15 protein-coding genes are annotated in these 15,147 nt (G+C 38.6%); 10 read left to right on the forward strand and 5 right to left on the reverse strand.

Annotation, left to right across the window (positions count from 1 at the left end):
* The first annotated feature begins 351 nt into the window (after positions 1-351).
* The 3 genes from mltB (at position 352) to AC5YCE_RS00310 (ending at position 2,939) form a co-directional block, all read left to right on the forward strand.
* On the forward strand, positions 352-1,353 hold the full coding sequence (gene mltB / locus AC5YCE_RS00300) for a lytic murein transglycosylase B (RefSeq protein WP_496170304.1): 1,002 nt from the start codon (positions 352-354) through the stop codon (positions 1,351-1,353).
* Between the two features lie 285 nt (positions 1,354-1,638).
* Positions 1,639-2,250 carry a septal ring lytic transglycosylase RlpA family protein gene (locus AC5YCE_RS00305; protein ID WP_496150893.1) on the forward strand — a complete coding sequence of 204 codons (612 nt, stop codon included), beginning with the start codon at positions 1,639-1,641 and terminating at the stop codon, positions 2,248-2,250.
* 233 nt (positions 2,251-2,483) lie between these two features.
* Positions 2,484-2,939 carry an Mpo1 family 2-hydroxy fatty acid dioxygenase gene (locus tag AC5YCE_RS00310; protein ID WP_496170306.1) on the forward strand — a complete coding sequence of 152 codons (456 nt, stop codon included), beginning with the start codon at positions 2,484-2,486 and terminating at the stop codon, positions 2,937-2,939.
* 352 nt (positions 2,940-3,291) lie between these two features.
* On the opposite strand, the gene AC5YCE_RS00315 is transcribed toward AC5YCE_RS00310, so the two are convergent.
* Positions 3,292-3,798, reverse strand: coding sequence for a DUF3465 domain-containing protein (locus tag AC5YCE_RS00315; protein WP_496170308.1), 507 nt, complete (start codon positions 3,796-3,798; stop codon positions 3,292-3,294).
* A gap of 64 nt (positions 3,799-3,862) precedes the next feature.
* On the opposite strand from AC5YCE_RS00315, the gene AC5YCE_RS00320 reads away from it, so the two are divergent.
* The gene (locus AC5YCE_RS00320; RefSeq protein WP_496170310.1) at positions 3,863-4,477 is read left to right on the forward strand and encodes a hypothetical protein; all 615 of its coding nucleotides are present in this window, start codon (positions 3,863-3,865) and stop codon (positions 4,475-4,477) included.
* Positions 4,478-4,530: 53 nt separating this feature from the next.
* On the opposite strand, the gene tsf is transcribed toward AC5YCE_RS00320, so the two are convergent.
* Both tsf and rpsB read right to left on the reverse strand, forming a co-directional pair.
* A complete protein-coding gene (tsf, locus tag AC5YCE_RS00325; RefSeq protein WP_496124953.1) occupies positions 4,531-5,409 on the reverse strand; it encodes a translation elongation factor Ts in 879 nt (292 codons plus the stop codon).
* A gap of 138 nt (positions 5,410-5,547) precedes the next feature.
* Positions 5,548-6,300, reverse strand: a complete 753-nt coding sequence (gene rpsB, locus AC5YCE_RS00330) for a 30S ribosomal protein S2 (RefSeq protein ID WP_496124954.1) — start codon at positions 6,298-6,300, stop codon at positions 5,548-5,550.
* A gap of 210 nt (positions 6,301-6,510) precedes the next feature.
* Here rpsB and map point away from each other — a divergent pair, with 210 nt between their 5' ends.
* The 4 genes from map (at position 6,511) to AC5YCE_RS00350 (ending at position 10,410) form a co-directional block, all read left to right on the forward strand.
* Entirely contained in the window at positions 6,511-7,335 is an 825-nt protein-coding gene (map, locus tag AC5YCE_RS00335) for a type I methionyl aminopeptidase (RefSeq protein WP_496124955.1), read from the forward strand.
* Positions 7,336-7,735: 400 nt separating this feature from the next.
* Positions 7,736-8,887, forward strand: a complete 1,152-nt coding sequence (locus AC5YCE_RS00340; protein WP_496124956.1) for an OmpW/AlkL family protein — start codon at positions 7,736-7,738, stop codon at positions 8,885-8,887.
* Between the two features lie 178 nt (positions 8,888-9,065).
* Positions 9,066-10,283 (forward strand): MFS transporter, encoded by a 1,218-nt coding sequence (locus tag AC5YCE_RS00345; protein WP_496170313.1) that lies wholly within the window; start codon positions 9,066-9,068, stop codon positions 10,281-10,283.
* Complete coding sequence (locus tag AC5YCE_RS00350) at positions 10,276-10,410, forward strand: hypothetical protein (RefSeq protein WP_496170315.1); 135 nt, start codon at positions 10,276-10,278, stop codon at positions 10,408-10,410. The genes AC5YCE_RS00345 and AC5YCE_RS00350 overlap by 8 nt, the downstream gene beginning before the upstream one ends.
* A 110-nt stretch (positions 10,411-10,520) precedes the next feature.
* On the opposite strand, the gene AC5YCE_RS00355 is transcribed toward AC5YCE_RS00350, so the two are convergent.
* Positions 10,521-11,438 carry a LysR substrate-binding domain-containing protein gene (locus AC5YCE_RS00355; RefSeq protein ID WP_496170317.1) on the reverse strand — a complete coding sequence of 306 codons (918 nt, stop codon included), beginning with the start codon at positions 11,436-11,438 and terminating at the stop codon, positions 10,521-10,523.
* Positions 11,439-11,541: 103 nt separating this feature from the next.
* Here AC5YCE_RS00355 and AC5YCE_RS00360 point away from each other — a divergent pair, with 103 nt between their 5' ends.
* Both AC5YCE_RS00360 and chrA read left to right on the forward strand, forming a co-directional pair.
* Entirely contained in the window at positions 11,542-12,405 is an 864-nt protein-coding gene (locus AC5YCE_RS00360; RefSeq protein ID WP_496170319.1) for a pirin family protein, read from the forward strand.
* Positions 12,406-12,663: 258 nt separating this feature from the next.
* Positions 12,664-13,938, forward strand: a complete 1,275-nt coding sequence (chrA, locus tag AC5YCE_RS00365) for a chromate efflux transporter (protein WP_496170468.1) — start codon at positions 12,664-12,666, stop codon at positions 13,936-13,938.
* A 43-nt stretch (positions 13,939-13,981) separates the two neighbouring features.
* On the opposite strand, the gene AC5YCE_RS00370 is transcribed toward chrA, so the two are convergent.
* Positions 13,982-15,088 (reverse strand): AAA family ATPase, encoded by a 1,107-nt coding sequence (locus tag AC5YCE_RS00370; protein WP_496170321.1) that lies wholly within the window; start codon positions 15,086-15,088, stop codon positions 13,982-13,984.
* Between the last annotated feature and the right edge of the window lie 59 nt (positions 15,089-15,147).

The raw sequence follows: 15,147 nt of genomic DNA on the forward strand, positions 1-15,147 counted from the left end.
TAGCTTTTAATGATCAATATTCATCGAAAATTCATGATTATCGATTAAGTTAGAATCATATGGAAAATGAATAAATTGATGTATTGCACATGTATTTCAGATGTGTTTTTGCGTACACTGTTTATCTCATTAAGTTTGTACTTGATGAATCAATTTTACTGTACAAAAAGCTTTATGATTTTTTGTTTAAGCATTTGTAAATATAAGTAGAGTCAATGATATCTTATAGGTATAGAAATTCTCTTCCATTTTGACCTGATGGTTTCAATCCCAAATCTACTTTAAAAGCCAATTTTGGCTTTATTATGTTAAGACATACGCATCGATAATAATTTTGGAACATCTACCCTTATGTTAAAACCAAATCTTCTCAGCAAATTTAAGCGACTTTCATTAATTTTAGGTGCTTTTACAGTTACAAGTTTTTGCCAAGCGAATGATTTTGCTGCTGATCCCAATTATAACAATTTCAAATTAAAAACCATGCAGACCTATGGCTTGACCGCAGAACAAGTCGATTGGGCTATGAATGGCTCCAAAAATATCCCCAATATCATCAATATTATGAACCGTCCGGGTGAAAGCAAGCCATGGTATAGCTATAAAACGAATTTTTTAGCTGAGGGGACGATTCAACGTGGTGTTCGCTTTAAGCAACAATATGCAGATACGCTGAATCGTGCAGAACAACAGTTTGGTGTACCACAGTCGATCATTCTAGGGATTCTGGGTGTGGAAACTGGATTTGGTGCAAATAAAGGTAATTTCGTGACTCGTGATGCTTTAGCCACACTTGGTTTTGGTTATGAGCGTCGTGCACAATATTTCCAAGACGAACTGAGCGCACTGATTGCATGGTCTTATAAAGATGGAATTCCAGCTAATTCAGTGGTTGGTTCTTATGCTGGCGCTGTAGGTTATCCTCAGTTCATGCCAAGTAATATTCCTAAATTTGGTGTTGATTACGATGGTAATGGTCATATTGACCTTAGAAATTCAGCTGTAGACGCGATTGGCTCAATTGCAAATTATTTGGCACAACACGGTTGGCAACGTAATCAGCCGATTGCCTTTCCAGCACGTTATAGCGGATCAAATCCTGAAGGAGTGATCGCTAAAGATTTAGCCTTACCAACACCCTATGGTGCACTTAAGACTCAAGGCATCAGTCCAATGAACCCAATTGTCAAAATTGATGACTTGGATATGGTCAATGTCATTCAATTACAAGAGAGTTATGGATCTGTCTACTATATCACCTACCCTAACTTTCAAGTGATTACTACCTATAATCGAAGCCGTATGTATGCCACCGCTTTATGGCTTTTGGGGACAGAAATTGCCAGTCGTTAAGACTGGTTATTTCAAATAAAATACAAAAGTCAATATTTATTTTTGCAAATAAGATCACAAAATGTACTTTTTACATAATATGTTACAATATTGATTATTTTATAACCGTTTTTTGTGATAATTTGTGGTTTTTGTAACTAAAGTTAAAATAAAGCTAGACACCTTTATGCCACCATGAATATTATCCTTTACCGTTAAATGCAGTTGCACAAGTGAATTTACAGACCATAGTGGTTAATTTTCAGCGACTTAGAAGATTAGATTGTGGTTCCAAGGAGTTAAACGATGCATGCTTCGCTTAAATTTTTATCTGTTCTGACGATTGGTCTGAGTATGACTCAGGCAAATGCAGAACTTGTTCAGTCATCATATTTAAATAATGATGCTGAAAACTCGAGTCTTGCTTCTCGTGTCATTAGTAAAGACACCAGTAGCTTTAACTCACACTTTTCAAACTTGAACAGTTTAGCAATCACTGAGCGCTCAGGTGACAAAATTCGTCGTGAAACAATCGCTGCGAAAATCCAAGTCCCTAAAGAAGAACCTTCAGTTATTGATAAATTAAATGACGTTGCTTCTAATACTGTTCGTCGCTTCAGCCAAACTGGCGTTGCGTCATGGTATGGTCGTCAATTCCACGGTCGCAAAACTGCGAGTGGTGAAACATTCGATATGAATGGATTAACCGCTGCTCACCGTAGCCTGCCATTGAACTGTTATATCCGCGTGACAAACAAGAACAATGGTAAAAGCGTAATCGTTAAAGTAAACGATCGCGGTCCATTCCATGGTAACCGTGTTGTTGATTTATCTTATGGCGCAGCTAAATCACTTGGTATTACCAATGCTGGTACAGCAAGTGTAAGTATTGAACGTGTAGATGGTCCAAATTCTTAATCAATTTTGAAGCATGCATTTATACGGAAAAGCCACTTAACAGTGGCTTTTTTAATGGCTTCGATTTAATCAATGCTTGAGCTTTTTTAAAATCAAACTCTCCTCTCCCCCATTGATCTTTTTGAGTTCATTTCAACCCATTTGGGTTTTGACCAAATATAAAATCTAAACTATATTGATAAACATAAAACTAATTACATTTAAAAATAAGCACTGTATGCAAGGAGTGGCTGATGAAGACGATTTCTGAATGGTTAGATGAATATAGTGAAAGCCATCAAGATCCAACCAATAAATCTATTCACTGGGTTTGCGTACCCGCAATTCTATTTTCGATTATTGGTATGCTGGCTCACTTTAGCGCATTACTCACTGCACTACTGATCATCCTCACTTTAGTATTCTATGCTCGTTTAGATCTTGTATTAGCCGTAGCAATGTCTGCTTTGATTTTAATCATGGCATGGTTAATTTGGGTTCTACCTGTTGGCGTCGGTTTTTATATTGGTGTATTTGTTATTGCATGGATTGGACAGTTTTATGGACACAAAGTTGAAGGTAAAAAACCTTCTTTCTTCAAAGACCTCCAATTTCTTCTGATTGGACCGCTATGGTGTGTTGATGCTTATATCGGTAAAGTTGTCCCAAGCTGGAAATCACGCCAAAAAACGCAAATGACGAGCATTTAGAATACGATCTACTTTAAAGTGATGAATAAGACTTCGCATAAAAAAATTTTCATCACTTTAAATATCGAATAAAGCCATTGATACCTTTCGAATCGTGGAATGGTAAATATACGTGGATACAATTAAAACAAATCAAAATAACCGATAGATTTATTTCTAAAATTTTTAAAAAATTATTTTCTCGAATGAGGTGGGACATGCTGACTTCCTGGTTTCAAAAGCATTTAAACAGCTTGATTTATTAAATCAACTTACCCCTCCTTAAACTCTTGATTCATACACTGCAAAGTATCCCCTTCCCAGCAGCAAGATGATTGTAGCGCCTTAGTGGAATAGCCCTGCAGGGATTTTTCTATTGATAGACTTGACCTTTGTGCTTTAACCAACCTCCCACATGACGATTTTGAGGATCATGATGTGTCCAATGAATCACGCCACCCTTATCGGTATATTCATATTCACCATAAAGCTCAACACTGTCCCCTTTTTGAATATTTTTAATTCGAGGTGCAAGATCAATATTATGCGCCACCAATACGGTCAGCCCATTTTCCAATCCTAAAATAAACTTTTGATGCCGTGAGCCGTCATGATCATCAGGTAATACCGCTCTAACACCACCATATGCTTTGACCTGTACATTGCTTTGCTTGCGATCATAAGCCTCTCGAATTAAATCCAATCCAACTTCAATCTCGGCTTTATTCTTCGCTGGTTTAGTTGATTGGCTTGGCTCAACTTGCGTTGCCGAACTGGTCGCTTGCTCCAATGGCTTGTTGGTAGTTAAATCTAAGCCCAAAAAGGCAGCCACAATTATTACCAACGCCACACCAATACTTAGATTTTTTTTATTTGCCATACAAACCTTTGAATGTTAAATATAAGCTTAAAATTATATATTTTTATGAGCATGAGATATAGAAATGAATGCACAAGAACAACTAAGAACACTCTTTATCCAGAATTTTCCAACCCTTAATTTCACAGACTTCCCCCAAATTAACGAACAAGAATCAGCTTCAGATTGGATGATGACATGGATGTCAGATTTCGAAATTTCAAATTCTATCTTAGCTGGATGCGAGTTTAATAATTTTAGTTGGTTATTAGAGAAAAAATTCAAAAACTTAAATGTAATAGAAGACGCGAACTATGATATCTCGATCATTTTAGAGAAAATTTTCAATTATTTTGAACAATATGAAAATCTTGAAGAAAATTTGGAACTCGATCAAATCGATTCTGCTGCAGAATTTAATTATGACAGCTTATTTGAAGATGATGACGAAATAGATTTTGAAACTCAATATGCAATTGCACTGGATAATATTACTCACCACCTGTTGTGTCATCACTTAAACGTGATTGTAATTGATCATGGCGAAAATACTCATTTTATTCCCACTCAACACCACACTGAGAAACTCGAAACATTAGCAGAACACTTGTGTTCAATTTACCCTGAAAGTCATGTTTCGCTTTATCTCTCGGATCAGAAAGAAAGCTATACATTTGAGCACTTATTAGAAAATTTATAGTCTAAAAAAAAGCCCCGAATGGGGCTTTTTTAACTTCCACTTAAAGGCAAAAATTATTGTGCAGCAGCAGCTTGAGCAGCAGCAACTTCGTCAGCGAAGCTCATTTCCGCTTTCTTCTCAATACCTTCACCTACTTCGAAGCGAACGAATTGTGCAACAACAGTACCTGTTGATTTAAGAACGTCAGCAACTTTTTTGTCATTGTCGATTACATACATTTGACGATCAAGTGCAACTTCGTTCAAGTATTTCTCAACAGAACCAGTCACCATTTTCTCAACGATGTTTGCAGGCTTACCAGATTCGATTGCTTTAGCTTCAGCAATTTCTTTCTCTTTAGCGATAAGTTCAGCAGAAACACCTTCAGCATTTACAGCTACTGGATTGAACGCAGCAACGTGCATTGCAATACCTTTACCAGTCGCAGCATCACCTGTGTAAGATACAACAACACCGATTTTTAAACCGTGTTTGTAAACAGCAATGTTTTCGCCTTCAACGATAGTTGCGCGACGAACTTGGATGTTTTCACCGATTTTTTGAACTAGAGCAATACGTGCTTCTTCAACAGTAGCACCATCTTCTAATTTTAATTCAGCAATTTTAGCAGCATCAGTTTCGTTAGCAGCAAGCGCAGCAGCGGCAACTTTAGCAGAGAAACCAGCAAAGTTTTCGTCTTTAGCAACGAAGTCAGTTTGGCAGTTCACTTCTAAAAGTAAAGCTTTGTTACCTTCTTGAGCAATTGTGATCGCGCCGTCAGCTGCGATGTTACCCGCTTTTTTAGCTGCTTTAGCTTGACCAGATTTACGAAGGTTATCAATCGCTAACTCAACATCACCATTTGATTCTGTTAATGCTTTTTTGCATTCCATCATCGCAAGACCAGTACGGTCGCGTAATTCTTTAACCATGCTTGCAGTAATAGCAGTCATGTTATTCTCCTAAATACGGTAGAAAATGAATCTGTTCAACAAAAACGGCCCAAAGTGTTCTCTGGGCCGTTTTGCATTTCAACGCTTAGTTTGCCACCATCAGATGTCGCAAAAATGACAAGTCCGCGTCAAATCGCATTAAGCCTCAGGAGCTTCTTTAGCAGCTTCTTCGCCTTTAGCTTGTGCATTAGCTTGAGTTTGAGCATATTCTTTACCAGCAAGAATCGCATCAGCCATAGCAGAAGCATAAAGTGTTACAGCACGGATCGCATCGTCGTTACCAGGAATAACGAAATCTACGTTATCTGGGTTAGAGTTTGTATCAACGATACCGATGACTGGAATACCAAGGTTTTTAGCTTCTTTAATCGCGATCGCTTCGTGATCAACGTCGATGATGAACAATGCGTCAGGTAAACCACCCATGTTCTTAACACCGCCTAAAGAGCGTTCAAGTTTTTCCATCTCACGAGTACGTTCTAAAGCTTCACGTTTAGTTAGCTTAAGGAAAGTACCGTCTTGAGATTGAGTTTGAAGATCTTTCAAACGGTTGATTGATTGACGAAGTGTTTTCCAGTTCGTCAACATACCACCTAACCAACGGTGATCTACATAGGGTTGACCAGCGCGTTGAGCTTGCTCACGGATGATGTTAGAAGCAGCGCGTTTAGTACCAACGAATAATACTTTGTTCTTTTTGCTAGCAAGATTGTTAACGAAGTTCAAAGCATCGTTTAACGCAGGAACAGTGTGCTCAAGGTTAATGATGTGAATTTTGTTACGCGCACCAAAAATGTATTCACGCATTTTTGGGTTCCAGAAGCGAGTTTGGTGACCAAAGTGCGCGCCTGCTTGAAGAAGGTCACGCATACTTACGTTGTAATCTGCCATTTTCTTTACCTTAAAGTTTGGGTTAGGCCTCCATATGTCCAGCATTCTCCACCCTAAAGGGCACCCAGAGTAATGTGACGACATATGTGCGGATTTAGTTTCGCCTATTTCAAATAACATTCGTGCATAGATACACGAAAAAGCATTTGATAAATTGGGCGGCTATTTATACCATAGTCACACACAAATTTCCAAAAGTTTTTAAAGATCATGAACAGTACTTACGAGGCTCCACGTCGACTGATTAAAACACCTGAAGAAATTGAAAAAATGCGTGTGGCGGGACGACTGGCGGCAGAAGTTTTGGATATGATCAAACCGCATATTGTTCCAGGGGTAACCACCTTAGAGCTTGATACGATTTGTCATGACTATATCGTCAATAAACAAGATGCTATTCCAGCTTGCTTAGGCTACGGCGCAGCACCTGGACGCCCTGCTTTTCAACATGTGATTTGTACATCTGTAAACCATGTCGTTTGTCACGGTGTTCCATCCGATGCTAAAAAGTTAAAAAAAGGCGACATCTTAAATATTGATGTGACCGTGATTAAAGATGGTTATCACGGCGATACCAATATGATGTATATCGTGGGTGGCGAGACCTCAATTCTTGCTGATCGTTTATGCAAAGTCGCTCAAGAAGCAATGTATCGCGGTATGGAAACAGTAAAACCGGGTTCTACCATCGGGGATATTGGGCACGCGATTCAAAAATACGTTGAGTCTGAACGTTTCGGCGTCGTTCGTGAATATTGCGGTCATGGTATTGGTACAGTGTTTCATGATGAGCCACAAGTTCTTCATTATGGTCAGGCCAATTCAGGCATGATTTTAGAGGAAGGCATGACCTTTACTATCGAACCGATGGTCAATGGTGGTGACTGGAAAACTAAACTTCTCGGTGACAAATGGACTGTCGTGACTAAAGACCATAGTTTATCAGCACAATATGAACACACGATTCTCGTGACTAAAACGGGCTTAGAAGTTTTGACTGCACGTCCTGAGGAAGATCTTTCTCGTTTTCAGTAATTTCTAATTTAAGAATATAGATTTAAAAGGCCCGAACTCTCGGGTCTTTTAAATTATAGGCACACTTATCACAGAAACTCTATTTCCTGAAAAGACTAAAAACTCAGATGTAAGATATTTTATTCGATGTTTATTCTTCTAAATGAATGAGTTAGTTAGATGCACATCAGATCACAGAAAATTTACAATCATATTTAACCCTTTATTAAGCTATTGAAATTAAATAGAGAAGACATTACAAAATTAAAGCATGCCAATAAAATAATTAATACATATTCATTCAAAAATTACACGATTACCACTGATGGCTCTTTTTAAAACAACAATGTGATCAAATTTTGTTTTCATACTCTCCCATACAAAAACAAATACATTAATTTTTTGGACACGGAGTCCCGAGATGAAAAAAACTTTGCTTCATACAGCAATTTCCGTATCAATTTTAACTTTACCAATGATCAGTTACGCTGATTCGCCTTATTTTAGTTTTAAAGATGGCGATGGATTTAAGCGTTTCTCTGTATCTGTAGGTGCATTACATGTGATGCCACAAGGTAAGGCACAACCTATTAATATCAATACTGCGGTTGCTGAAGGACAAAAAGCTGCCGTTGGAAGTGTTACAACGAAGTCAGTATTAAATGCTATCGACACCTCAACTGAAGATGGTCGGTCTAAACATAACAAATTAGAAACTTTAACTAATTCTGGACTGATTAGCCCTTTAATCGTTGACACGATCAATGGTGAAAAGTATTTAAAACCAAATGTTGCAGGGACTGCGACTATTGATGGTCTCTCGCAATGGAAAGCCCAAGGTACAGGCTTAGAAGCTGATGATGTCACCACTTTAGGAATCATGACCAACTATTTCTTTACCGATAATATTTCACTTGAAGTAAAAGCGGGTATTCCACCAAAAGTAGATATACAAGGTAAAGGTCAAATTCATGCGCCTTTGAGAGGAAAAGCTGATCCAGGAAGTGTTGATTTAATCGTTGCAGATTTAGACGCTGGCTTAGTGTTAGGTGGTGATTTACCCTTAAAACAAGATATCTTTATCACTGATTTATCAGCACATGGAAAAGTCGCTGAAGCACGTGCTTGGACACCTGCCTTTGAATTCCAATATCACTTCGGTAAAACAGGCGTGAATAAATTCCGCCCATACGTTGGTTTAGGCATGATGTATGCCTACTTCAATGATCTCGAAATGAATCCTAATCTTGAGAAAGATCTAATCAATGCAGGGCATAAGATTGCCAACATTAAAAATGGCGAGGCAGGGAAAGCTTTAGATGGAATAGCAAGTAGTGCCAACCCTAAAGTTAAATTAGATGCCAGTGATGCCTTTGCACCTGTAGCGACTGCTGGTTTCACCTATGACTTTAATGATCGTTGGTTTGCAGTTGGCTCTGTTTCCTACGCCCACCTCACTGGTGAAACAACCATTACGGTGACAGATGAAAAACTAGGAAAATTGATTGATGCTAAATCTGATATCGAAATTAATCCAATTTTAGGCTATGCAGGTGTGGGTTACCGCTTCTAATATGGGTTTCATTTGAGCAAAAAAAAGCGATCTCCAGTAGATCGCTTTTTTTGGTGATGGTTCACCTCTGTATCATTTTATACACTCATGAATATTTTTTATTGATTGATAAATTTTTATTCTGTCGTCATGATTTAGTGCATAAATTACAATAACCGCTGACATAGTCTCAGGATTCATGATGACCACGGATACACGTTTTTCCAAACCACTCATATTTATGCTGATTGGTAGTGCTTTTATTTTAGCGCTGTCTTTAGGTATTCGACATGGATTTGGACTTTACTTAGTCCCTATGAGTCATGAGTTTGGCTGGAGTCATCAAGTCTTTAGTTTAGCGATCGCTTTTCAGAACTTACTCTGGGGTGCTGTTCAACCCTTTACAGGAGCTCTAGCCGATAAATATGGCAGCAAGCTTATTGTTGCTGGTGGTGGATTACTGTATGCCATTGGTTTAGTCATGATGGCATTCAGCTCCACGGGGTTACTCATTAATATGAGTCTAGGTTTAGTCATCGGTTTAGCCTTATCGGCAACTTCGTTCCCTGTTCTTTTATCAGCTGTCGGACGTGCAGCGCATCCAAGCAAACGAAGCCTAGCCATGGGTATTGCTAGTGCTGCTGGTTCATTTGGTCAATTTATCATGTTGCCGACCACCCTCTTATTACTCAAACAATTTGGCTGGTCATCTGCCTTACTGATCACTGCCATTTTAGTGGTCATGATCGTACCTTTAGCGTTCATGTTAAAAGCACCGATGTACGTCGATCCAAATGTTCCTGTCATTACTAAACCCTCCATGAGCTTTAAAGAAATTCTGATCATTGCTAAAAACCATAAACCGTTTATTTGGCTTGCATTAGGCTTCTTGGTTTGTGGTTTCCAAGTGGTCTTTTTAGGTATTCACATTCCTGGTTATCTTACTGATCATGGATTTAGCACCACAACAGGCACCGTATTTCTTGCCTTAGTGGGATTATTCAATATTGTTGGGACATATACCGCAGGTTGGTTAGGAGATAAATACTCTAAACCCAAGTTATTGATGGGATTATATGGTTTACGTGGCATTGCCATGATTGCCTTTTTAATGTTACCGCTCAGCACATGGACGATCTACGCATTTGCCATGATCATGGGAGTACTCTGGCTTTCTACTGTACCTCTCACCAACGGCATCGTTGCCAATATGTTTGGTGTTAAATACCTCAGCATGCTCAGCGGGATTGTATTTTTTACCCATCAAGTTGGTTCATTTTTCGGTGGTTGGTTGGGTGGCTTGAATCATGATATAACTGGAAACTACAACATCATTTGGGCACTTTCTATCGCACTCAGTGTTTTTGGTGTTTTGGTTCATTTATATGTCAATGAGGAGGCAATTGTTCATGACTAATTCAGACTTTTGGTTAAAATCCTCGATTGCAGTTATGGTGATTTTGTTTATTTTTCTTGCAATAACATTGTGGTGGCAAACCCCTGATATGTTTGAATACTTCAACCAAGCATTCTGCGCACATTGAAAGATGAATATAAAATGAAGATAAATATGAACTGAAAGTATAAAACTTTCAGTTCATTACTTTACTCTATTCTAAAAGATAGACTAAAACATGGAAATGTCAGCGAAGACCTAAACTCGAGTCTTTGCTCCGCAATTACGAATTTTAAACTGCTCAATCAAATACTCTAAAAGTAAACGCATCGCAGGCATCATGCCTTGTCTCGAAGCATAGGCAATATGGATCACGCCTCTAGGTAAATGCCACTCAGGCAATACCTCGATCAATGCTCCACTTTTTAATTCCTCAAATACAAAAACACGGGGCAATGAAGCAATACCCACCGCATTAAGAACGCTTGTTTTCATTGCTGAAAAATTATCGGTTTTTAAACGCGGTTCAAATTCGATTTCCACGATTTCATCTTGTTGATTTTTAAATCGCCATGATTGTTTTGGACTTTGAAAACCGATACTGGGTAATCCTTTTAAATCGTCCAAAGTCTGTGGATATTTAAATCGTTTAAATAATTCAGGAACAGCAACCAATACGTGTTCCCAGGCATCTAAATCACGCACGATCAATTCACTATCTTCAAGCGCTGAATTACGCACGCGAATGGCTAAATCCACTCCCTCTTCGATCAAATCCACACGATGATTGCTTGCCAATAAATGCACCTGAACCTCAGGATATGTCCGCATAAACTGCGCCACCATTTCACCCACTGGCATTTCAACCAACGCTATCGGACATGACAACTTAATCAGCCCTGACGGCTCATCCGACTTTGCACTTTGGATAAAGTTTTCAGCAGCAGTGACATCGTCTAATATTTTTAAACAATATTCATAAAACTTTTGCCCCATTTCAGTCACCGTAAATTTACGTGTATTGCGCTGAATGAGTCGAACCCCAAGGCGTTCTTCTAAATCTGTAATCCTGCGTGACAATTTGGATTTGGTAATCCCTAAGGTTTCACTGGCTTTGGTATAACCTTGATATTTCACGACCTGAACAAAATGATAATAATCATTCAAATTTTGCATAATTGTTCCATTTTTAGAATTATCTGTTGTGCTGAACTGCCTGTAATTATACCGAATGAACGCCATTTTATCTTTAAGACAAACATAATCTAAAGGTAAATCAATGAACTCAATCCGGAAAGTATATACCAGTGATCGCAGTACTTGGGTCGGTGATGGTTTTAAAACCAACTCGATGTTACCAATGAGCGACATGAGTAGCGCAACCAGTCCATTTTTAGTGATGGGATATACTGAAAAATATCCATTTGCACCAACTTCGCATCAGCGTGGCGTTGGTATGCATCCTCACCGCGGCTTTGAAACAGTGACCATTGTCTATGAAGGTGAGTTAGAACATCGAGATTCAAAAGGTAATCACGGCACGATTGGTCAAAATGAAGTGCAATGGATGACTGCAGGTCGTGGCATCATGCATGAAGAACATCATTCAAAAGCATTTGCAAGAAATGGTGGTCATCTTGATATGGTTCAACTTTGGGTAAACTTACCAAGTCACTCGAAAATGGTTGAACCTCGTTATCAGGAACTTAACGAACAGAATATTCCTGAAATTACATTGAAGGATGGTCAGGGAATCATTCGAGTCATTGCGGGTGAATACGTTCATGCTAAAACAATGGCACAAGGTCCTGCATTGACTTATAGTCCTTTAAACCTATTGGATGCAAGGTTAAATGCGGGTAAATCTGTTCAACTTAACTTTGATCCAACTTGGAACAACATCATATTTGTACTCAGTGGTTCGATTAAAATTGATGGTCAAATCTTTAATCACCTTCAAACGGTATATCTGAACCATGATGTTTCCGAGGTCGAAATTGAAGTGCTTGAAGAGAGTAAATTACTCATCGGTAGTGGTGAGCCAATTCATGAACCCATCGTGGCACATGGTCCGTTTGTCATGAACAGTGAGGCTGAAATTCATCAAGCCTTTGCCGATTTCCAAAAAGGTCAATTTGCTTAACCTTTACTTAATCGCTTGCATAATCAGTTGCTTAAGCTGTAGATATAACTATATGCAAAACCATTCAGTAAAGTCATATGCTCATTTGCAATAACCCACCTCGTGTGGGTTATTCATTTATATATCTAAACTTATCTTATTTTTTTCAAAAGAATGTCATGTTCGAGCGCTATCATATTTTTAAAAACTATTAAGATTGCCATGATCAAATCTCCTGTTCAACTTCATCAAAATACAAGTCCTGAACATACCCCATCCATGGATCAGCGTAGATCTTTACACATCACTCAGTTTCAAATTTTTCTCATCTTTTTTAAATTAGGATGTATATCTTTTGGTGGTCCAGCCGCACACTTGGTGTTTTTCCATCAACGATTTGTTCAACAGTTAAAATGGCTCACTGGTGAACAATACACTCAACTGGTGGCATTGTCACAAATCATTCCCGGACCGAGTAGTAGTCAGGTGGGTATTGCCATTGGCTATTTGACCAAAGGTTATTTGGGATCTCTTAGTGCATGGTTAGGATTCACACTCCCCTCCTTTATCCTTATGACGTGTGTGGCTTATTTTGGACAATATTTTTTTAGTCATTTAAATGTAGAAATATTTCACATTTTAAAACTGATCGTATTGGCGGTTGTGATTTTTGCATTCTGGCAAATGCTGAAAAGCGCTTGCAATACGGTTTGGCAATACTTACTCATGCTTCTATCCGCTTTATTTATCTACACGAGTGACTTAAGTCTCAGCCAAATCATTTTAATTTTTGTCGCAGCACTCTGTGGTCTGATTTTTTCAAAGACAACAATCAAGAAAAATAGTAAGCATAACAATACGAAAAGCTTAACGAAAAATGGTACAAAAGCACCTCCGACTCGTGCTTCATCAAATCATTTTAAATGTCCTCAAGCATTGAAAGCTTCATATCTATGGCTGGTTGCTTTTATTGCCCCTTTTGCGATCTTTGCAGTATTAAAAACTCAGTTCAACCATCCTGCACTACTCAGCATCGAAGGCTTTTACGCTTCAGCTTCGATGGTGTTTGGCAACGGTCACATTGTATTACCTTTGTTGCATCAAGACTTTGTGGACAGTGGATTCATTTCCAATGAAAAATTTGATTTAGGCTATGCTGTTGTCCAGTTAATGCCCGGTCCTCTTTTCAGCTTTGCAAGTTATTTGGGAGCGTTATTGCCCATCACCAATTCCATGCTATTCAATGCTGTTATTGCAACCTGTGCTATTTTTCTGCCTTCATTTTTTCTCATCTTTGGCACATTGCCGTATTGGTCTTGGCTGATGAAACAGGAAAAAATCTATCGCGCTGTTGAAGGCATCAATGCTGCGGTGATTGGTCTATTACTGTGTTTGATTGTGCAAATGACAGAAAGTTATATCAAAAGCTGGATAGATATTGGCTTTGTGATATGGATCGTACTTTTACTTCGTACGAAAATACCTGTTGTCGTCACGATTATTTCAAGTTTTAGTGCTTATTATTTTTTATTGATGTCGATTCATTCTTTTTAAAAAACATTGAAGAGCAAAGGTTTTAAATTACTTAAAATTTAAATCATGTTGCCTGTCCATTGATGGTAACCACAACCGTTTCACCCTCTTTCTGATCCAACTGAAAATGCTGTACTTCACAATATTGTTGGATCATTTCCACCAAAACAGTTGAATGGCTGGTGACCCAAAGTTGAGTATATCGACTGGCTTCAGCAATGAGCATGGCTAATGCAGGCAACAGATTCGGGTGTAAACTATTTTCAGGCTCATTCAGTGCCATAAACAACGGCGGTCTCGGGCTGAGTAAAGCAACTGCCAAGCATAAAAAACGTAAGGTTCCATCTGAGAACTCTGCACTTTCAAGTGGTCTCAATATGCCTTCTCGTTGCATCATCATTTGGAAACGACCGCCTTGTGCATCTACAAAAAAATGTGTGTTCGGAAAAGCCTTATCTAAAACCTCAGAAAGTGTTTCTGTTTGTCCACGCTCTCTCAGTGTCTCAAATGCAGCTGCCAAATTGGTACCATCATGCGACAAAATCGGAGAGCGTATTCCCACCTGTGGCATTCGCATCGGTGAATGTGAACTTACCGAAAACTCATGATAAAAGCGCCAATTTTTCATGCTTTCTCTCACTTGAGAAACTTCAGGATATAAATGTGGATCGGATAGCTGTCCAAACACTGAATCTTCCTGTGTCAGTGTCATCGGATAAGTGATCTTTTCTCCCTCTATATTTTTGAGAAATGCCGCTTGATTGGTACGCTCCATCAACACACTCATGTTACGGCGTTGATAGCCACTCATCCAAATATTTTCTTTCTTTACCAATGGATCTAAACCAAATAAACTAATTAAAGGTTCAGGAAAACCAATTTCAAGTTGGTATTCATAATGCTCCATTTCTACAGCCAGCTTCATACGCTTAGGGTCTTTGGCAAAATCCCCTTTGCGCCCGCCACCTGCCCACATAATTTTTTGGATACCACCTTCCAATGCTATGGCTTGAGATAAATGTCCATTGGCAGCCTCATGCAATAATCGTACAGCTTTATATAGATTTGATTTTCCACAACCGTTTGCCCCGCTAATCAAATTGAGTTGAGCAAGTGGTAGCGTCAGATTTCGAACAGAACGAAAGCCTTTAATGGTTATAGAGCGAATCATGAATAAAACTCTTTTATTTATCTTGTACACTTTTCTTATACATGGTTATGTTTTGAAAA

The sequence above is a fragment of the Acinetobacter sp. CY79 genome, assembly GCF_059515845.1.